The sequence below is a fragment of the Gemmiger sp. An194 genome (assembly GCF_002160145.1).
Taxonomy (GTDB): Bacteria; Bacillota; Clostridia; order Oscillospirales; family Ruminococcaceae; genus Allofournierella.
This window is the reverse complement of sequence record NZ_NFKA01000013.1, coordinates 81,661-99,528: the sequence shown is the minus strand read 5'-3', so window position 1 is coordinate 99,528 and position 17,868 is coordinate 81,661. Positions and strand designations below refer to the sequence as shown.

The 17,868-nt window shown below is 61.6% G+C and carries 21 protein-coding genes and 1 riboswitch; of the genes, 16 read left to right on the top strand and 5 right to left on the bottom strand.

What is annotated here, in order from left to right; genetic code table 11:
- Positions 1-490 precede the first annotated feature (490 nt).
- Positions 491-1,231 carry a DUF5058 family protein gene (locus tag B5F28_RS09605; RefSeq protein ID WP_158097570.1) on the top strand — a complete coding sequence of 247 codons (741 nt, stop codon included), beginning with the start codon at positions 491-493 and terminating at the stop codon, positions 1,229-1,231.
- A 14-nt stretch (positions 1,232-1,245) separates the two neighbouring features.
- Positions 1,246-1,929, top strand: coding sequence for a hypothetical protein (locus B5F28_RS09600; protein WP_087295623.1), 684 nt, complete (start codon positions 1,246-1,248; stop codon positions 1,927-1,929).
- 71 nt (positions 1,930-2,000) lie between these two features.
- Here the strand turns inward: B5F28_RS09600 and B5F28_RS09595 are convergent, their stop codons facing one another.
- The 5 genes from B5F28_RS09595 to B5F28_RS09575 form a co-directional block, all read right to left on the bottom strand.
- A complete protein-coding gene (locus tag B5F28_RS09595) occupies positions 2,001-2,519 on the bottom strand; it encodes an ATP:cob(I)alamin adenosyltransferase (protein WP_087295621.1) in 519 nt (172 codons plus the stop codon).
- Between the two features lie 7 nt (positions 2,520-2,526).
- Positions 2,527-3,282, bottom strand: coding sequence for an ABC transporter ATP-binding protein (locus tag B5F28_RS09590; protein ID WP_087295619.1), 756 nt, complete (start codon positions 3,280-3,282; stop codon positions 2,527-2,529).
- Positions 3,282-4,316 carry a FecCD family ABC transporter permease gene (locus B5F28_RS09585; RefSeq protein ID WP_087295617.1) on the bottom strand — a complete coding sequence of 345 codons (1,035 nt, stop codon included), beginning with the start codon at positions 4,314-4,316 and terminating at the stop codon, positions 3,282-3,284. The genes B5F28_RS09590 and B5F28_RS09585 overlap by 1 nt, the downstream gene beginning before the upstream one ends.
- Positions 4,313-5,308: an ABC transporter substrate-binding protein gene (locus B5F28_RS09580; RefSeq protein ID WP_158097569.1), complete on the bottom strand. Its 996-nt coding sequence runs from the start codon at positions 5,306-5,308 to the stop codon at positions 4,313-4,315. Before B5F28_RS09580 ends, B5F28_RS09585 begins: the two co-directional genes overlap by 4 nt.
- Before the next feature lie 227 nt (positions 5,309-5,535).
- Positions 5,536-5,729, bottom strand: a riboswitch (cobalamin riboswitch).
- Positions 5,730-5,803: 74 nt separating this feature from the next.
- Positions 5,804-6,751 carry a glycosyltransferase family 2 protein gene (locus B5F28_RS09575; RefSeq protein ID WP_087295613.1) on the bottom strand — a complete coding sequence of 316 codons (948 nt, stop codon included), beginning with the start codon at positions 6,749-6,751 and terminating at the stop codon, positions 5,804-5,806.
- Here B5F28_RS09575 and B5F28_RS14750 point away from each other — a divergent pair.
- From B5F28_RS14750 to B5F28_RS09515, 14 genes are all read left to right on the top strand, one after another.
- Positions 6,738-6,992: a hypothetical protein gene (locus B5F28_RS14750; RefSeq protein WP_158097568.1), complete on the top strand. Its 255-nt coding sequence runs from the start codon at positions 6,738-6,740 to the stop codon at positions 6,990-6,992. The two genes, B5F28_RS09575 and B5F28_RS14750, sit on opposite strands and share 14 nt — an antisense overlap.
- Entirely contained in the window at positions 6,989-7,246 is a 258-nt protein-coding gene (locus B5F28_RS14500) for an AtpZ/AtpI family protein (protein WP_158097567.1), read from the top strand. The genes B5F28_RS14750 and B5F28_RS14500 overlap by 4 nt, the downstream gene beginning before the upstream one ends.
- Positions 7,247-7,266: 20 nt before the next feature.
- A complete protein-coding gene (locus B5F28_RS09570) occupies positions 7,267-7,701 on the top strand; it encodes an ATP synthase subunit I (RefSeq protein WP_158097566.1) in 435 nt (144 codons plus the stop codon).
- A complete protein-coding gene (locus tag B5F28_RS09565; RefSeq protein ID WP_087295609.1) occupies positions 7,698-8,462 on the top strand; it encodes a F0F1 ATP synthase subunit A in 765 nt (254 codons plus the stop codon). The genes B5F28_RS09570 and B5F28_RS09565 overlap by 4 nt, the downstream gene beginning before the upstream one ends.
- 119 nt (positions 8,463-8,581) lie before the next feature.
- Complete coding sequence (gene atpE, locus B5F28_RS09560; RefSeq protein ID WP_058963458.1) at positions 8,582-8,848, top strand: ATP synthase F0 subunit C; 267 nt, start codon at positions 8,582-8,584, stop codon at positions 8,846-8,848.
- A 37-nt stretch (positions 8,849-8,885) separates the two neighbouring features.
- Complete coding sequence (gene atpF, locus B5F28_RS09555; RefSeq protein WP_206406390.1) at positions 8,886-9,392, top strand: F0F1 ATP synthase subunit B; 507 nt, start codon at positions 8,886-8,888, stop codon at positions 9,390-9,392.
- Positions 9,389-9,925 (top strand): ATP synthase F1 subunit delta, encoded by a 537-nt coding sequence (gene atpH, locus B5F28_RS09550; RefSeq protein ID WP_087295607.1) that lies wholly within the window; start codon positions 9,389-9,391, stop codon positions 9,923-9,925. The genes atpF and atpH overlap by 4 nt, the downstream gene beginning before the upstream one ends.
- Before the next feature lie 16 nt (positions 9,926-9,941).
- Positions 9,942-11,456 carry a F0F1 ATP synthase subunit alpha gene (gene atpA, locus B5F28_RS09545; protein ID WP_087295605.1) on the top strand — a complete coding sequence of 505 codons (1,515 nt, stop codon included), beginning with the start codon at positions 9,942-9,944 and terminating at the stop codon, positions 11,454-11,456.
- Between the two features lie 13 nt (positions 11,457-11,469).
- A complete protein-coding gene (gene atpG / locus B5F28_RS09540; RefSeq protein ID WP_087295603.1) occupies positions 11,470-12,321 on the top strand; it encodes an ATP synthase F1 subunit gamma in 852 nt (283 codons plus the stop codon).
- Between the two features lie 32 nt (positions 12,322-12,353).
- Positions 12,354-13,751, top strand: a complete 1,398-nt coding sequence (gene atpD / locus B5F28_RS09535) for a F0F1 ATP synthase subunit beta (RefSeq protein ID WP_087185212.1) — start codon at positions 12,354-12,356, stop codon at positions 13,749-13,751.
- Positions 13,752-13,753: 2 nt separating this feature from the next.
- The gene (gene atpC, locus B5F28_RS09530) at positions 13,754-14,161 is read left to right on the top strand and encodes an ATP synthase F1 subunit epsilon (RefSeq protein WP_087295601.1); all 408 of its coding nucleotides are present in this window, start codon (positions 13,754-13,756) and stop codon (positions 14,159-14,161) included.
- Positions 14,162-14,256: 95 nt separating this feature from the next.
- Positions 14,257-15,510 (top strand): metallophosphoesterase, encoded by a 1,254-nt coding sequence (locus B5F28_RS09525; RefSeq protein ID WP_158097565.1) that lies wholly within the window; start codon positions 14,257-14,259, stop codon positions 15,508-15,510.
- 141 nt (positions 15,511-15,651) lie between these two features.
- Entirely contained in the window at positions 15,652-16,686 is a 1,035-nt protein-coding gene (locus B5F28_RS09520) for an ROK family protein (protein WP_087295597.1), read from the top strand.
- Complete coding sequence (locus B5F28_RS09515; RefSeq protein ID WP_087295595.1) at positions 16,673-17,854, top strand: MFS transporter; 1,182 nt, start codon at positions 16,673-16,675, stop codon at positions 17,852-17,854. The genes B5F28_RS09520 and B5F28_RS09515 overlap by 14 nt, the downstream gene beginning before the upstream one ends.
- Positions 17,855-17,868: the final 14 nt, after the last annotated feature.

The window sequence follows — 17,868 nt, the reverse complement described above, 5'->3', positions numbered from 1 at the left end:
AAGCGGTCAAGACGGCGGCCTCTCACGCCGCAAACGGGAGTTCGATTCTCCCACGGGTCACCACGTCGGAATGGACTACATTCCATTCAAAAAGCCCAGCCATTCGGCTGGGCTTTTCTCATACCATTTCGTCATTCCTCCTTAACCCCACAAAACTTTGCGTGGCAAACTTTTGCGGGGGCCCTGCTGCTGAAGAGGCTGACGGATCCCCCGGCATGAGAGAAAATATAATCGCCGATAAAGCCCGGTCGTTGACCGGGCTTTTGTATTTTAAATGGTCACCTTACTTTTCCACGGTTATGGGCGCTTTTTGTTGAAAAGCAAGGAACCACAGTTTGATTGTTCGAACCGAATTTTCCACAAGACTGGAGTGTTCCTGTGGAAAAGAGCTGCCGGAAAGAACTGCTTCGGTTCAGAACTTTCAGGTGCGCGCGGTTTAAAAATATGCTATGATAAAGCAGTACATAATTGTGTGATAGGAGGAAACAATATGACATTATTGGAGCAGCTGAACAGCCTGCCCATGTTTGCAATCGTGGGTGTTGTAATTCTGTTCATTCTGGGGCTCAGCATTGTGTTTATGGTGAAAAGCTACCGTGCGGGGGTAGCTTTGGGAATGGACCGGGTCAAAATGCGCAGGGCCATCACTTCCAGTGTCACCTTTACGCTGCTGCCCAGTATCTCGATCCTGTTGGGCGTTATTGCGCTGAGCGGAAGCCTGGGCATCCCTCTGCCCTGGATGCGGCTTTCGGTGGTAGGTGCGCTGCATTATGAAGGCAATGTGGCGGACATTGCCGCCCGCGCCGCGGGGATGAGCGGAGGTCTGGGCAGCCAGGAGCTGACCCCTTCGGTATTTGTAACCATCGGCCTTGTAATGACGGCAGGTATTCTTTCCGGATGCCTGCTCTGCATCTTCTGCCTGAAGCGCTATATGAAGCGGCTCAAAAAGGCCACAGCCAAGAAAGAAAAGGGCCAGAAGAGCTTCGGTGACTATATGTTCACTGCCATGTTCGTGGGCCTGGTAAGCGCTTATATCGGCTCCTATCTGGGCGAAGGCGTGCGCCTGAACAATTTTATGCCCCTGATCGTAGCCATTGTGAGCGCGGCTGCCATGGCGGTATTTGAGTATTTTGCACGGGTGAAGAAGGTCACCTGGCTGGATAACTTCTCCATGGCAGGAAGTATGCTGGTGGGCATGGCTGCGGCTGTGCTGCTGGGCGGTGTAATGTGAGGGAGGCGCAGGATATGAACGAGAAAGAACGCAGCGCCTTCTATGAGCGCTATGAAAACGGAATTCATGTGATCGGCCGGGTGGGTCTGAGCCTGGGCATCCTGTTGATGCTGGCGGTTCCTCTGGCCATGGGCTGGGTCCTGGGCGCTGGCCCGGATTGGGCCGCCTTCGGTATGGGCTTTTTCCAGGTAGCCATTATCTACTGGACCAGCGGTGTGGTGGAGTTTCTGGTCTATTCGCCGCTGCTTGGCTCCGGTGCAAGCTATTTGACCTTCATCACCGGCAACGTGCTGAACCTGAAGGTTCCCTGCGCGGTGAATGCCCGGGAGATCTGCGGCACCGAGGTGGGCACGCCGGAAAACGATGTGATCTCCACCCTGTCGGTGGCAGCGAGCAGCCTGGTAACCACTCTGGTGCTGGCCATCGGTGTGCTGTGCCTGGTGCCCCTCACCCCGGTGCTGGAGGCTCCGGCTCTGCAGCCCGCGTTCAACAACGTGATTCCCGCCCTGTTTGGTGCGCTGGCCTTCAAGTATTTCTACCGGAATATGAACATCGCCATCATTCCGCTGGTGTTCATGTGCATTCTGTTTGTGGCAGCTCCTGGTCTGATCGGCAGCGTGTCCTTCCTGATTCTGCTGTCCGGCGCAATGGCCATCGGCATTGCATACTGGTTGTTTAAACACGGGAAATTAAACTAAAAGGAAAAAGCCGAAGGGTGCGTTTGGTTCGCGCTCTTCGGCTTTTCCTGTATGAATGGGATGGGGATAGTTTAGTAATTTCTGCTGACGAATTCTGCTTCCTCCTGCCCGGCGTGGGCGTTCAGCACCAGAGCCAGCAGGAAGAAATAGCCGGAAAGCAGATTGGCCAGATCCAGCAGGGCGGGTTCCACCGGATGCCCCTGGTGGGCGTGGCGATAGAGCAGGCGAACCAGCGCCTTGCACTGAACCCGCAGGATGTGGGCGGTACAGGCGGTGGTGCAGCCCTGGGGCAGTACGAACCGGGCACAGCGGCCCTCACTCTGCCCACGAAGACGTTCGCAAACATCCGCCAGCCACTGAATCTCTTCCGGAGTCACGGTGAACCGGGTACGCAGGGTGGGGTTAGCATGATAAACCAGTTCGCAGACCCGCAGCAGCTCCGCCCGCAGTGTTTCATCCTCCACTTGAGAACGAAGCAGTCCGGTGCGGCTGGCGATCTCGTCGGTGAGCAGCTCAAAGTCGCAGCGAAGGTCCTCCGGTGCGTCGCTTAAAAAGGGATAGGCCTCCCAGGGGCTGTGATACAGTTCCATACAGCGTTCACTCCCATCGTTGCAGTGCGCGGCGCATGTAACCGCGCACGTCCAGGCCGTAGACCCGATCCAGCAGGGCAGGGTCCAGTGCCTGGGTATCGGTCTGGCACAGGGCCCGGCCATCCTGCATAAGCAGCAGCCGGTCGGCGTAGTTCAGTGCCAGATTCACATCGTGCAGCACGCCCACCACACAGCGGTCGCCCTGAGCTACCCAGCGGCGGAGCTGCTCCATCAGCTCGATCTGATACTTCAGGTCCAGATGGTTGGTGGGTTCGTCCAGCAGGATAATTTTGGGATCCTGGGCAAACACCCGGGCCAGAAAGACCCGCTGCAGCTGCCCGCCGGATAATGCGGTGATGGGCTGATCCCGCAGCTCCCAGAGGCCGGTCTGCTCCAGGCAGGCGCGCACAATGTCCTTGTCGCCGGGAGCGGCTCCGCCGAACAGGCCGGAAGAGCGGTGAGCGTACCGGCCCATCTCTACGGTCTGATATACAGTGTAAGAAAAATACAAATTGGATAACTGGCTGAGGAAGGCGACCGTCTGAGCCACCTGACGGCGGGGCGCGGTGCGCAGGTCCAGCCCGGCCGCGGTGACACTGCCGGTGCTGGGCAGGAGTCCGGCCACCGCCCGCAGCAGGGTGGTCTTGCCGCAGCCGTTGGCACCCAGAATGCAGAGGATCTGCCCGCTCTGTGCCGAGAAGGAGAGGTCCCGCACCACGGGGTCATCCCCGTAGCCGCAGGTGATGTGTTCCGCGTGCAGCATCAGCGGGCCTCCTTTCGGCTGGAGAAGAAGATGTAGAGGAAGAAGGGGGCACCGATCAGGGCCGTGATGGAGCCGATGGGGATCTCGGAGGGAGATGCCAGGGTCCGGGCCGCCAGGTCGCACAGGGACAGAAAGCCCCCGCCGAACACAGCACAGGCCGGAATGAGCATCCGGTGGGAAGGTCCGAAGATGCGGCGCACGATGTGGGGCACCACCAGGTCCACAAAGCCGATCACGCCCACAAAGGCCACTGCGGTGCCGGTGAGCAGGGCTATCAGCAGCACCAGCAGCCATTTCACCTGCTTGCGCTCCATGCCCATGGCGGAGGCCTGCTCCTCGCCGAAGCTGAGCAGATCCAGCTCGGAGGCCAGCCGCCAGAATGCCAGAATACAGACCAGTGCCGCCAGCGCCACCGGGCCCAGCTGCTTCCAGGTTTTCATGGAAAGGCTGCCCAGCTGCCACAGGGTGATGCGCTGGGTGTAATCCGGATTGGAGGCGGACAGGGTGGTCATAATGGCGTTAAGAAAGAGCGAAAGAACCATACCGATCAGGATGATGATGTTGTTGGAGAGGTTGCGGTCTAGCCGGGTGGAGATAGCCAGCGCGCCGCCCATGGTGGCCAGGCCGCAGCACAGGCAGACCGCAGGCAGCAGAAAGGTACCGACGGCGCTGTCCGCCACGCCGGTGACGATGAGTACCGCCGCGCCAAGACCCGCACCGGAGGAGACGCCAAGGCCATAGGAGGAGGCCAGCGGGTTTTGCAGCAGCGATTGCATCACTGCGCCGCTTACTGAAAGGGAAGCCCCCACGCAGAAGGCCAGCAGCACCCGGGGCAGACGGATGCTCCACACCAGCCCCGGGATCACCGGATTCATCTGTTCGGGCAGTGCCGCGCCCCACAGCTTGTTGGCCAGTACCTGCAGAATTTCACCGGGGGAGATGGGCACACTGCCCACCCCGATGCCCAGAATCACCGCGACCAGCGCGGCCAGGCACAGCAGGCCGAACCGCGCCGGACGGGAAAACCGGTTCATTCGCCGAACACCTCCGGATAGACGGCTTTGCCCATCTCTTCCAGAGCGGTCACGATGTTCTCGTTGGGCAGAGAGGAGGACTGCTTGTCGATCTGGTAAACATCGCCGTTCTTCACAGCGGTCACGGCCTCCCAGCCCTCACGGCTCTTGATCTCGCCCACGGGGTCCTCGATGTAGTCCACGTTGGTGAGGATCACGTCCGGGTTGCCGCTGACAACTACCTCGCTGTCCACACTGGTCCAGCCTTCGGCCTTGTCGGCCATCATGTTGTTGGCGCCGATCAGGCTGATCATTTCGTCCATGTAGGTGCCGGAGCCGGTGCTGTAGGCAGAGGGAGCGGCGGAAATCTCAAAGTAAACGGTCTTGCGCTGGTCCTCGGGGATGGAGGCACCCAGAGCGGCGATGCGGTCGATCTCGGCCTTCAGGGTCTCGTTGATCTCAGCGGCGCGCTCGGTCTTGCCCATCACCTGGCCCAGGAAGGTCACATCCTCATAAATGTCCTCGATGGAGGAGCTGGTGGGAATGCAGACCACGGTGGCGCCCAGCTCCTGCAGGGGCTGGAAGGGATTCTCACCGCCGGAGGAGCTGATGGAGGAGACCAGGATCACATCCGGCACCAGGGTGGCCATCTGCTCCGCGTCCGGGGTCATCATGTCAAAAACAGGCAGGCCTTGGGGCGCGTTTTCCATCTTGGCGCTGTTGGCATCCAGAGCGATGATCTGGTCGGTGCAGCCCAGATCCATCAGGGTCTGGGTGATGGAGGGAGCCATGGAGATCACGGTCTCCACATTATCCGGCAGGGTGATGGCGGCACCGCTGCGGTCTTCGGTGGGCTTGGCTGCCGCAGCGGTCTCGCCGGAAGCGCTTGCAGAAGCAGCAGAGGATGCGGCGGCGGAAGAGGCCGGAGCAGAAGTGCTGGCGGCCGGTGCGCCGCAGGCGGCCATGCCGAAGGCCAGAGCCACAGCAACAAGTGCGGAAAGAATGCGTTTCATAAATGTTCCTCCTGAATATTGGAATGAGGGATATATTTCCATGCGGCCGGATTGCCGCAAAGAACAAAAATACGCCGCCCCGGCAAGGCGGAGCGGCGCAGCGGCAAACAGGTGCGACAGGAAAAACCCCGTGAGGCAAAATTGCCCCCAGGCTGTACTGCCGCCCTGCCGCGTGTTTGGTCCGTCCACGAAGCGGGGTTCCGCGCCGGAAAAAGAAGCCTTTTCCGGGCGGATGCGAACGGCAGGCAGGTCTTCCGGCTCGTGAGCGTTAAAGCGCGCGCCCGACCGGCCTTCCCATTCCCTTCGGAACAGTGGCAGATGGCCGGGGCGCTGGCCCACACGGCGGCGGTCCCGCACGGGATTGATTACCCGTTTCCCTTTTCATTCAGACAGGCTGAACACCTGCCGTTCGATTTTTTAATAGTATAACCGGATGCGTGGGTGCATCCAGGAAGAAATGCAAAATGCTCCGGCCCGGCGGCTGGCAAACAAAAATCAGCCGTCCAGATCCTCTTCGGTCTCCCGGGTGATGTAGACCGGGCGGTGCTTGGTTTCCAGATAGGTTTTTGCCAGATACTGGCCCAGAACACCCATGCAGAACAGCTGCACGCCGCTGCACAGAAAGATGATGCACACCAGGCTGGGCCATCCGCTGGTGGGATCGCCAAACAAAAGGGTGCGCACGATGATCACGATGATCATCACGAAGGCCAGCAGGCAGAAGAAGATGCCCATCAGGCTTGCAATGGCCAGCGGGGCGGTGGAAAAGCCGATGATGCCTTCCAGCGAATAGAGGAACAGTTTCCAGAAGTTCCACTTGGTTTCACCGGCCACCCGTTCCACGTTCACATACTCCAGCCACTTGGTCTTGAAGCCAACCCAGCCGAAAATGCCCTTGGAGAACCGGTTGTATTCCGGCATGGACAGGATTGCATCTACCATTCTCCGGCGCATCAGCCGGTAATCCCGCGCGCCATCCACAATGTCCGCGTCGCTCATTTTATTAATGAGTTTGTAGAACATCCGGGCAAAAAAGCTGCGGATGGGCGGCTCGCCCTGGCGGGTGGTGCGCCGGGTAGCGGCGCAGTCGTAATCTTCATGCAGAAGTGCATCCAGCATATGGGGCAGAAGAGCCGGCGGGTCCTGAAGGTCAGCATCCATCATAGCCACGTAATCGCCCTTGGCGGCCTGAAGACCGGCCAGAATGCCTGCCTCCTTGCCAAAATTGCGGGAGAAGCTGATGTAGCGTACCCGTTTGTCCTGCCGGTGCAGCTCACGGGCGATGGCAAGGGTGCTGTCCTTGGAGCCGTCGTCCACAAAAATGAACTCGAACTCGGCACCATGGCTTTGTTTCATCTCTGAGGCGACTCGGGTGATCTCCTTATAAAACAGCGGAAGAGATTCCTGCTCATTGTAGCAGGGAACAATGATGGAAAGAAGCATGCAGATACCGCCTTTCTCAGCTGAAACCCGGCCGCACAGCACGGGCAGTATATATTATAACACAGAGCGGGAAAAAGAACAAACCCTGCAAAATATACATGAAAAATATTATAAGGTGGATGAAAGATTTAATAAAATAAAGCGAAAAATTATTGTTCTTAAGAAGGATTTTTGTTATACTATGGATACAATTGTTTGCCGGATTTGCAATATAAGACCGGCGAAAGGAGCGGCGCGGTGAAGAGCTGGATGAAAGTCATGCAGGATGTTGCCTGGCTGACCCAATTGGGCGTTTCGGTCACTGCGCCGCCGCTTTTATGCGCCGGTGCCGCCTGGTGGCTTTCGGCCCGGGCGGGGCTGCCCGCATGGGTGATGCTGCCCGCGCTGCTGCTTGGCTTCGGCGGTTCGGCGGCCAGCGTGTGGGGCTTTTACCGCTACATGCAGCGCAAGGCCACCCGCAAAAAGGCGCCGCCGGCCTTCAACCGGCATTTATAACAATAGAGAGAGGGCGTTTTATGAAAATAGCACCTGCTGTAAAAAAAGAGACAGGGCACATTGCTCTGGGCACCGCCGCAGGCGTGGCGGTCATGCTGGTGGTGTTCGCCGTTCTGGGGCATTTCAGCGCCGGTGTGGCGGTGAGCGGCATCCTGGGCGGAGCGATCACGGTGGTAAACTTCTTCCTGCTGGGTCTGACGGTGCAGAAGGTGGCCGACGGCCAGCCGGAGGACCGGGCTCGCAAGTGGATGCAGTTTTCCTACAACATGCGCATGCTGCTGATGGTGGTGTGGCTGATCGTGGCGCTGGCCGTGCCGTTTTTTAACTGGGTGGCGGCGCTTGTGCCTCTGCTGATGCCCCGGCTCACCATCGGGGTGATGCAGGCCACCGGAATGTATCACAAGGAAAAGGGCGGTACGCTGCCCATAAATGAAGGGGGCAACGCAAAGGAATGAACGTTTCGATCAACGGCCCGCAGATCTACTGGGAATCCAGCTGGTCGGCACCGCTTCTGGGCAAGCTGCAGATCACCGCAAGTTTGGTGGACGCCTGGATCATCCTGGCGCTGATCGGCATCCTGTGCTGGTGGCTGGGCCGTGGACTCACGGTGGAGAACATCAGCAAAAAGCAGGCGGTGGCCGAGCTGCTGGTGACCACCTGCCAGAACTTCGTGAACGGCAACATGGGCGAAAAATACGCCTACTTTGCCCCGTTCATCGGTGCGCTGTTCAGCTATTCCGCGCTGTGCAGCCTGTCCAGCCTGGTGGGGCTTTATCCCGCCACCAGTGATCTGTCCACCGAACTGTCCTGGGCGCTGCTGGTGTTTGTGATGATCACCTACACCAAGATCCGTACCAACGGCGTGGGCGGCTATCTGAAGGGCTTTACCACACCCATCCCAGTGTTCACCCCCTTCAATATCATCAGTGAGCTGGCCACCCCCATCTCGATGGCGTTCCGTCACTTCGGCAACATCATGTCCGGCGGCGTCATCAGCACGCTGGTCTACGCGGCGCTGGCGGTATTGAGCCAGGCAGTGTTCGGGCTGCTGCCCGGCGCGCTGGGCGAGATCCTCAGCCTGATCCCGCTGTTCCAGCTGGGCATTCCGGCCATTCTGTCGGTGTATTTTGATCTGTTCAGCAGTCTGATGCAGGCATTCATCTTCTGTATGCTGACCATGCTGTATATTGCGAACGCAGCCCAGACCGACGAGTGATTCTTTTTGGATTCCATTGCGGCCGACCGCCGCGATCGAAGCGCTTCGCCGCCCGCAAGCAGCGGCCGGGGCAGATATTACCAAGTAATTTATCTTGAACGTTTTAGGAGGACACCATTATGTTGGACAAAGCTATTGTATTGGCCGGCTGCGCCATCGGCGCGGGTCTCGCCCTGATCGCTGGTATCGGCCCCGGTATCGGTGAAGGTTACGCGGTTGGTCAGGCCTGCTCCGCCATCGGCCGCCAGCCCGAGTGCAAAGGCGACGTGACCAGCACCATGCTGCTGGGCTGTGCCATCGCCGAGACCACCGGTATTTACGGCTTCGTGACCGGCCTGCTGCTGATCTTCGTGGCACCCGGCATGTTCACTGGTATGCTGGGCTGATTTTGGCCCGCAAGCCAGCCAGAAAGGGGAATGACCATTGCAACAGTTTAAAGACCTGGTGACGCTGACGCCCTGGCACATGATTTTCATGCTGGGCAACCTGCTGATCCTCACCCTGCTGGTCAAGCATTTCCTGTTCAAGCCCGTGCAGAAGATTTTGAACGAGCGCCAGCGCAGGGCGGACGCCATGCTTGCCGACGCCAAGCAGGCCAAGGAACAGGCCGAGGCGATGCAGGCGGAATATGAGAAGAGCCTGGCAGGCGCCAAGGAGGAGGCAGCCCGGCTGCTGAATCAGGCCAGCCAGACCGCCGCCCGCAACAGCGAGGAGACACTGAACGCCGCCCGTGCCCAGGCCGCTGAGCTCAAGCGCAAGGCGGGCGAGGAGATTGAGCAGCAGCGCAAGAAGGCGCTGAACGAGGTGAAGGACGAGATCGGCGGCATGGCCATGGCCATCGCCAGCAAGGTGGTGGAACGGGAGATCCAGGAGAAGGATCACCAGCAGCTGATCGATGAATTCATCGAGAAGGTAGGAGACGCCTCATGACCAAGATCGGCACCATATACGGCGGCGCGCTGTATGAGCTGGCCGTCGAGGAAGGGCTGGAGGCCGAAATGCTGGACGAGCTGGAGCAGGTGGAAGCGCTGCTTGCCGCCTGGCCGGACTACGAAAAGCTGCTGGCACTGCCCAGCGTGCCCAAAGCCCAGCGCTGTCAGGCGCTGGACGAGGCGCTGCGCGGGCATATCCAGCCGTACCTGTTGAATTTTTTGAAGATTTTGACCGAGCGGGGCCAGATCCGTGCCCTGCGTGACTGCCGCAAGGAATACCGGGCCCGCTACAACGAGGCCCACGGTATTCTGGAGGCGACGGCGGTGGCGGCGGTGCCGCTGAGCGAGGCCCAGAAGACGGCTCTGACCGAAAAGCTGAACAAGCTCACCGGCAAAACGGTGCAGCTTGCGGTGAAGGTGGACCCGGCCTGCCTGGGCGGCGTGCGCCTGGAGATGGGCGGCGCCGAGTTCGACGGTACGGTGCAGGCCCGGCTGGACGCACTGCGCCGCAGCCTGGCCGCCACGGTATAAGTGAGAAGGTGAAACGATGCAATTGAAACCGGAAGAAATTTCCAAGATCATAAAGGCCCAGATCAAGCACTATGAAAACTCCATTCAGCAAAGCGAGACCGGCACCGTGATCCTGGTGGGCGACGGCATCGCCCGGGCCACCGGCCTGGAGGAGTGCATGAGCGGCGAGCTGGTGCAGTTCTCCAACGGCGAGTACGGCATGGCCCAGAACCTGGAGGAAAACTCGGTGTCCATCGTTATGCTGGGCAGCGACGTGGGCATCAAGGAAGGCAGCGTGGTCAAGCGCACCGGCAAGGTGGTAAGCGTGCCCGTGGGCGAAGCCATGATCGGCCGCGTGGTGAACGCGCTGGGCCATCCCATCGACGGCAAGGGCCCCATCGACGCCAAGGAGTACCGGCCCATCGAGTCTCCCGCGCCGGGCATCATCCAGCGCAAGAGCGTTTCGGTGCCCCTGCAGACCGGCATTAAGGCCATCGACTCCATGATCCCCATCGGCCGCGGCCAGCGCGAGCTGATCATCGGTGACCGGCAGACCGGTAAAACGGTCATCGCCACCGATACCATCATCAACCAGAAGGGCAAGGATGTGCTCTGCATCTATGTGGCCATCGGCCAGAAGCAGAGCACCGTGGCCCAGCTGGTGAATACCCTCACTGAGAACGGCGCCATGGACTACACCATCGTGGTGTCCGCCACGGCCAGCGAGCTGTCGCCGCTGCAGTACATCGCGCCCTACTCCGGCTGCGCCATGGGCGAGTACTTCATGGCCCAGGGCAAGGACGTGCTGGTGATCTACGACGACCTGTCCAAGCATGCGGTGGCTTACCGTGCGCTGAGCCTGCTGATCCGCCGCCCGCCCGGACGTGAGGCTTACCCCGGCGACGTGTTCTATCTGCACAGCCGCCTGTTGGAGCGCGCGGCCCGCCTTGCCCCGGAATACGGCGGCGGCAGCCTGACCGCTCTGCCCATCATCGAGACCCAGGCGGGCGACGTTTCCGCCTACATCCCCACCAACGTGATCTCCATCACCGACGGCCAGATCTTCCTGGAGACCGAGCTGTTCCACTCCGGCGTTATGCCGGCGGTGAACCCGGGCATCTCGGTGAGCCGCGTGGGCGGCAACGCCCAGACCAAGGCCATGAAGAAGGTGGCCGGTTCCCTGAAGCTGCTCTACAGCCAGTACCGTGAGCTGCAGAGCTTCGCCCAGTTCGGCAGCGATCTGGACGCGGACACCAAGGCCCGTCTGGCCCAGGGCGAGCGCATCGTGGAGGTGCTCAAGCAGGACCGCAACAGCCCCATTTCCATGGAGCATCAGGTGTGCATCCTGTACGCCGTCACCCACGACCTGCTCAAGGACGTGGCCGTGGAGGATGTGAAGGAATACGAGCACGGCCTCTATCCCTACATGGACGGCCATGCCCCCGACGTGCTGGAGACCATCCGTACCAGCGGCAAGCTGGAAAAGGAGACCGAGACCGCGCTGGCGGCCGCTCTGGCAGAGTATACCACGGAGTTTTTGAAGACCAAGTAAGGAGGAGATCCCAATGGCAGGTGCGTCCATGAAGGACATCAAGCTGCGCATCAAGAGCGTGGAAAGCACCATGCAGATCACCAAGGCCATGGAGCTGGTGGCCTCCTCCAAGCTGCGTCGCGCCAAGGAGCGGGTGGAAAAAAGCCGCCCCTATTTTGAGGTGCTCCACGCGGCCCTTTCCGACATCGCGGCCTCCAATACCGAGCTTTCTTCCCCCTACATCGCCAAGCGGCCGGTGAAAAAGACCTGCTATGTGGTGATCGCGGGCGACCGCGGCCTTGCGGGCGGCTACAACGCCAATATTCTGAAGGCGGTGGCGGCCGAGGCCGAGGGCAAGGAGATCTGCGTGCTGCCGGTGGGCAAAAAGGCGCTGGAGCATTACCAGCGCCGGGGCACCCAGCGGGTGACCGAGGAATACGCGGTGGCGGCGGATGTGACGGTGAGTGATTGCTTTTCCATGGCACGTCTGCTGGCCAAGGGCTTTCTGGCCGGTGAGTACGACGAGATCCGCCTGGCCTACACCAATTTCGTGTCCATGCTGAGCCAGCAGCCGGCTACTTTGTGCCTGCTGCCGCTGACGGTTTCCCGCCCCGAGCCGGGCGCGGGTCCCCGGGGGCTGACCATCTACGAGCCCTCCAGCGAGGAAGTGTACGACGCCATCGTGCCGGAATACCTGGCGGGCCTGATCTACGGAGCGCTGTGCGAATCCGTGGCCAGTGAGCTGGGCGCCCGGCGCAGCGCCATGGATGCGGCCACCAAGAACGCGGGTGAGATGATCGACTCGCTGAGCCTGCATTACAACCGGGCCCGGCAGGCGGCCATTACCCAGGAAATCACAGAGATCGTGGCGGGCGCCGAGGCCTGACGGCCTTTCCCGCCAGTAAAGGAGATAGATCCATGCCGAATAACCACGAAGGCATCGTGGCCCAGGTCATCGGCCCGGTGCTGGATATCAAATTTGCAGACGGCGAGCTGCCGGACCTGCTCAACGCGATCGAGGTGGGCGAAGGCGAGCACAAGCTGGTGGCCGAGGTGGCCCAGCTGATCGGCGACAACGTGGCCCGCTGTATCGCCATGAGCAGCACCGACGGTCTGGTGCGCGGCACCAAAGCCGTGGACACCGGCGGCCCCATCACCGTGCCCGTGGGCGAGGAATGCCTGGGCCGTATTTTCAACCTGCTGGGCGAGCCGGTGGACGATCAGCCCGCGCCTCCGGCCAAGGAGCGCTGGCCCATCCACCGCGATCCCCCCAGCTACGAGGAGCAGCAGAATACCACCGAGATCCTGGAGACCGGCATCAAGGTGGTCGACCTGATCTGCCCCTACGCCAAGGGCGGTAAGATCGGCCTGTTCGGCGGCGCCGGCGTGGGCAAGACCGTGCTCATCATGGAGCTGATCAACAACGTTGCCAAGCAACACGGCGGCCTGTCGGTATTCACCGGCGTGGGCGAGCGTACCCGCGAGGGCAACGATCTGTACAACGAGATGAAGGAGAGCGGCGTTATCAACAAGACCGCCCTCGTCTACGGCCAGATGAACGAGCCCCCGGGAGCCCGTATGCGCGTGGGTCTGAGCGGTCTGACCATGGCCGAGTACTTCCGTGACCGGGAGCACCAGGACGTGCTGCTCTTCATCGACAACATCTTCCGCTTCACCCAGGCGGGCAGCGAGGTGTCGGCTCTGCTGGGCCGTATGCCCAGCGCCGTGGGCTACCAGCCCACCCTGGCCACCGAGATGGGCGCTCTGCAGGAGCGCATCACCTCCACCAAGAACGGGTCCATCACCTCGGTGCAGGCCGTTTACGTGCCCGCCGACGACCTGACTGACCCGGCCCCCGCCACCACCTTCGCCCATCTGGACGCCACCACCGTGCTGAGCCGTGCAATCTCCTCGCTGGGCATCTACCCGGCGGTGGACCCGCTGGATTCCACCAGCCGCATCCTCTCGCCGGACGTGGTGGGCCAGGAGCACTACGAGGTGGCCCGCGGCGTGCAGCAGGTGCTGCAGCGCTACAAGGAACTGCAGGACATCATCGCCATCATGGGTATGGACGAGCTGAGTGAAGAGGATAAGGTTACGGTAAACCGGGCCCGCAAGATCCAGCGCTTCCTCAGCCAGCCCTTCACCGTTGCCGAGCAGTTCACCGGCATGGAGGGCAAGTATGTTCCGCTGAAGGAGACCATCCGGGGCTTCAAGGAGATCCTGGAGGGCAAACACGACGACCTGCCCGAGTCCGCCTTTTTGTTTGCGGGCACCATCGACGAGGTGGTCGCCAAGGCAAAGCAGGGTGAATGAGTATGAACACCTTCCATCTGCAGATCGTTACGCCGGACGGCCAGCTCTACGACGGGCCCGCCGCCCGGGTGCTCTGCCGTACCATCGCCGGGGATGTTTGCATCCTGCCCCGCCACTGTGATTACATTACGGCGCTGGGCATGGGCGAAGCCCGGGTGACTTTGGAGGACGGCTCCGTGCGCCGGGCCGCCTGCATCGGCGGCATGCTTACGGTGCGCGCCGGCCAGGTGCGGCTGGTGGCCACCACCTTTGAGTGGGCCGAAGACATCGACAAAGCCCGGGCCGAGGCCTCCCGCAAGCGAGCGGAGACCGTTCTGGGTCAGAAGGGCACCGACGCCCGCGAGCTGGAGCTGGCCCAGGCCCGCCTCAAGCGCGCGCTGGTGCGCTCCCACGTGGCGGATCTGGTATAAAAACCGGCATTTGCAGGCCCTGCCTTTCCGGCAGGGCCTGCTTTTTTGCGTGCAGGGGAGAAATGCGGTGTACTCCCCGAAAGGAGGAACGAAACATGAAACAGAAAGGAAAACGAGGCATTCTGTTGGCCGCAGCAGCGCTTTTGCTGGTGCTGCTGGCAGCGGCCGGAGCCCTCTGGTTCCGGGGCCGCCCGACCAAGATTTTGCTGGCGACGGATCTTCACTATCTTTCGCCGGAGCTGAACGACCACGGGGCCTGCTTTGAAAAGACCATCCTGAACGGTGACGGCAAGGCGCTGGCCTACATTGACGAGCTGACCGATGCCTTTGTGGAGCAGGTCATCCGGGAAAAGCCCGCGGCACTGATCCTCTCGGGCGATCTGACCCTGAACGGGGAAAAGCAGAGCCATCTGGACCTGGCGGAAAAGCTGCGCCAAATTACCGAAGAGGGCATCCCGGTGCTGGTAATACCGGGCAACCACGACCTGAACAGCGGCTACGCGGTGCGCTTCACCGATAAGACCTACGAACCGGTGGAAAACCTGAAGCCGGCCCAGTTTGATGAGGTATATGCGGACTTCGGCTACAATGGAGCCAGCGCCCGGGACGAGGAATCCCTGAGCTATGTGTACCCGCTGAGCGATGAGCTGCGGGTGCTGATGGTGGATGTGAACACGCTGGGCAGCGAGGGCGTGCTGGAACCGGAGACACTGGACTGGGTGAAGGCCCAGCTGGAGGAGGCCCGGCAGGCGGGCGCCCGGGTGATTGCCGTGAGCCACCAGAACCTGCTGGCCCACAGCGAGCAGATCAGCGCAGGCTTTGTGATGGGCGGCGCAGAGGAGCTGCTGGCTTTGTATGAGGAGTATGGTGTGATCTGCAACCTGAGCGGCCACATCCATATGCAGCACACCGCCAAAAGCGAGAACGGCTTTTTTGAAGCGGCCACCGGCTCGCTGGCGGTATCGCCCAACCAGTATGCACGACTGATGGTACGGCCCCACCAGATGGACTACCAGACGGTGCCGGTGGATGTTTCCGGCTGGGCAAAAGAGCAGGGAAGCACCGACGAAAACCTGCTGGATTTTGCCGCCTACTCGGCGGACTTTTTCCGCCAGGTAAACCGGGGCAAGGTGGTTGGCTGGCTGCAGAATGAGGAAAACGGCGAGGAGATGGCCGATTTCTTTGCGCAGGTGAATCTGGACTACTTCCAGGGCAGACCGGACCGCTATGACCGGGAGGACCCGATGTTTGAGGTGTGGCAGGAGTCCGGTGCCTTTTACGCCGATTACGTGGAGAGCATGCGCCAGGAACCGGCGGTGAACCACAACCAGGCCACCATAGAATACTAAAAAGAAGAGCACAGGAAAGCCCCGGCCGTTGGCCGGGGCTTTCCTGTGCAAATAGCGCGTTTTTCTTGACAAGGGAAACAGAACGGAATATTATTTAACTATATTTTAAAACTATTTTAAAAACGAGAGGAGAGAGGCCGAATGTTTACCCGGGCGGTAAAAAGTGCGAACGAGCGGCAGGTGATTCAGGTGCTGCGGCAGGGCCGGGTGGTCACCAAGCAGGAGCTGGCGGAGGCCTGCGGGCTGAGCTTTCCCACGGCGGGCAAGCTGGTGGACGAGCTGGTGGAGCAGGGCGTGGTGCTGGAGGCCGGACTGGAAACGGGAGCCGGCGGGCGGCGGCCCATGCGCTACCGCTTCAATGAGGCCAGCGCCTACGCACTGACCCTCTTTTTTGAGGACGGTACCCTCTGCTGGGCGGTGGCGGACGCGCTGGGCAATCCGGTGTGCTCCGGCAGCTGCGGGCCGGAGGAGGGCGGCTATGTTTCCACCATTCTGGCGGTGACCGAGCGGCTGCGCCGGGCCTATCCTGCGCTGGCTGCGCTGGCGGTGGGCGTGCCCGGCGGCGTGGCCGAGGGCCGGGTGCTCTATATTGACCGATACGAGGAACTGGCCGGGCGGGAACTGCAGGCCGAGCTGGAAGCGGCCTGCGGTCTGCCTGTAACAGTGGAAAACAACATGCGGGCGGCAGTCTATGGCATGGCGGCCCGGCGGGGCTGGCTGGACCGGGAGAGCGCGGTCTGCCTGCATCTTTCGGACAACGGCCCCGGCTGCGGCGTGCTGGTGCACGGCAGGCCGCTGAGCGGATTTGCAGGCCTGGTGGGCGAGGTGGGTTACCTGCCCGGTCAGGGGGAGGAAACCATGCAGCAGGCGGCGCTGCGGGGATTTGACGGAGTGGACCCGGTGGACTACTTCGCCCGCCTTGCGGCCAGCGCCTGTGTGTTCCTGAACCCGGAGGAGCTGGTGGTTTACGAGACATCGTATCTGCAAGAGGCAGCACAGATGGAGCAGGCCTGCGGGCGGTATCTGCCCGCCCAGGCGGTGCCCCGGGTGCATATTTCCCGGGAATACCGGCAGGACTATCTGGCCGGACTGACCCGTCTTGCCATGGACCTTTTGTACCCGGGCGGCGGTCTGCGGGAAATGCAGGAAAGGAGACGGGGGAATGCGCAGTTATAAAACCACGGTGTATGCCTGCTATCTGGGCAGCATCAGCCAGGCGGCGCTGATCAACCTGACCCCGGTGCTGTTCGCGGTGCTGCTGCGGGAATATGGGCTGAGCTATGGGGCACTGGGCTTTCTGGTGCTCACCAATTTTGTGACCCAGGTGGGGGCGGACGTGGCCTTCAGCAAGGCGGTGGACCGGCACGGATTTCGGCCCTTTGTGCTGGCGGCGGGAGCGCTGAGCCTGGTGGGGCTGGGCGTGTTCGCCGCCTCGCCGCTGCTGTTTCCGGCCCATCCGCTGGCGGGCTTTTTTGTGGGCACGGTGATCTTCTCCGGTGCGGGAGGCTTGCTTGAGCTGCTGCTCAGCCCGATTGTGGACGCATTGCCCGGCGAGGAAAAGACCCGGGCCATGGCGCTGCTTCATTCCATGTACTGCTGGGGGCAGGCGGGGACGGTGCTTGTGACCACCGCCGCGCTGGCGCTGGGCGCTCCCTGGCAGGCCATTGTGCTGGGGTGGATGCTGCTGCCCGCGGCGGACCTGCTGCTGTTTTTGCGCGCGCCGCTGAACCACAAGCCGCCGGAGGAAACGCTGCCCATCCGGGGACTGGCCCGGCAGAAAGTGTTCTGGCTGGCGCTGGGCGCCATTGTGTTCGGGGCGGCGGCAGAGGTCACCATGGCCCAGTACGCCTCTTCTTTTTTGGATCTGGGTCTGGGCATCCCCAAGCTGTTCGGCGACGTGGCGGGCATGTGCGGCTTTGCCCTGATGATGGGCCTGGGCCGTACCCTGCTGGGCATCTGGGGCGACCGGTGGGACCTGCCCCGGGTGCTGGGGGCCAGCGCTCTGCTGGCCGCGGGATGCTATCTGGCGGCAGCCGCTTTTCCCGCGGCAGCGGTGGTGGCCTGCGCCGCCACCGGACTGTTCGTGGCGGGTCTGTGGCCGGGCACGCTGGTGGTGGCATCCCGCAAGATGCCGCTGGCCGGGGCCTCCATGTTCGCGCTGCTCAGCGCCGGGGGCGATCTGGGGGCGTCGCTGGGCGGCTGGCTCACCGGTGTCGGGGCGGATGCTCTGCTGGCGGCGGGCTTTTCCCAGCAGACCGCGCTGCGGGCCGCGGTGGGAGCGGCGGCGCTGTTCCCGCTGGGAGCATGGCTGTTTTACCGCCGCCTGCGCAAACAGAAACAATAAAGAATGGAAGTACA

What these genes read in the sequence shown, in the direction of transcription:
- B5F28_RS09575 (WP_087295613.1), bottom strand. Translation starts at nt 6,751, where the DNA reads ATGCTTCTTTCCATCATTGTTCCCTGCTACAATGAGCAGGAATCTCTT.
- B5F28_RS09600 (WP_087295623.1), top strand. Translation starts at nt 1,246, where the DNA reads ATGAACGAGAAAGAACGCAGCGCCTTCTATGAGCGCTATGAAAACGGA.
- B5F28_RS09570 (WP_158097566.1), top strand. Translation starts at nt 7,267, where the DNA reads ATGAAAATAGCACCTGCTGTAAAAAAAGAGACAGGGCACATTGCTCTG.
- atpH (WP_087295607.1), top strand. Translation starts at nt 9,389, where the DNA reads ATGACCAAGATCGGCACCATATACGGCGGCGCGCTGTATGAGCTGGCC.
- atpE (WP_058963458.1), top strand. Translation starts at nt 8,582, where the DNA reads ATGTTGGACAAAGCTATTGTATTGGCCGGCTGCGCCATCGGCGCGGGT.
- B5F28_RS09565 (WP_087295609.1), top strand. Translation starts at nt 7,698, where the DNA reads ATGAACGTTTCGATCAACGGCCCGCAGATCTACTGGGAATCCAGCTGG.
- atpA (WP_087295605.1), top strand. Translation starts at nt 9,942, where the DNA reads ATGCAATTGAAACCGGAAGAAATTTCCAAGATCATAAAGGCCCAGATC.
- B5F28_RS09525 (WP_158097565.1), top strand. Translation starts at nt 14,257, where the DNA reads ATGAAACAGAAAGGAAAACGAGGCATTCTGTTGGCCGCAGCAGCGCTT.
- atpD (WP_087185212.1), top strand. Translation starts at nt 12,354, where the DNA reads ATGCCGAATAACCACGAAGGCATCGTGGCCCAGGTCATCGGCCCGGTG.
- B5F28_RS09595 (WP_087295621.1), bottom strand. Translation starts at nt 2,519, where the DNA reads ATGGAACTGTATCACAGCCCCTGGGAGGCCTATCCCTTTTTAAGCGAC.
- B5F28_RS09520 (WP_087295597.1), top strand. Translation starts at nt 15,652, where the DNA reads ATGTTTACCCGGGCGGTAAAAAGTGCGAACGAGCGGCAGGTGATTCAG.
- B5F28_RS09515 (WP_087295595.1), top strand. Translation starts at nt 16,673, where the DNA reads ATGCGCAGTTATAAAACCACGGTGTATGCCTGCTATCTGGGCAGCATC.
- B5F28_RS09590 (WP_087295619.1), bottom strand. Translation starts at nt 3,282, where the DNA reads ATGCTGCACGCGGAACACATCACCTGCGGCTACGGGGATGACCCCGTG.
- B5F28_RS09585 (WP_087295617.1), bottom strand. Translation starts at nt 4,316, where the DNA reads ATGAACCGGTTTTCCCGTCCGGCGCGGTTCGGCCTGCTGTGCCTGGCC.
- B5F28_RS09580 (WP_158097569.1), bottom strand. Translation starts at nt 5,308, where the DNA reads ATGAAACGCATTCTTTCCGCACTTGTTGCTGTGGCTCTGGCCTTCGGC.
- B5F28_RS14750 (WP_158097568.1), top strand. Translation starts at nt 6,738, where the DNA reads ATGGAAAGAAGCATGCAGATACCGCCTTTCTCAGCTGAAACCCGGCCG.
- atpG (WP_087295603.1), top strand. Translation starts at nt 11,470, where the DNA reads ATGGCAGGTGCGTCCATGAAGGACATCAAGCTGCGCATCAAGAGCGTG.
- B5F28_RS09605 (WP_158097570.1), top strand. Translation starts at nt 491, where the DNA reads ATGACATTATTGGAGCAGCTGAACAGCCTGCCCATGTTTGCAATCGTG.
- atpC (WP_087295601.1), top strand. Translation starts at nt 13,754, where the DNA reads ATGAACACCTTCCATCTGCAGATCGTTACGCCGGACGGCCAGCTCTAC.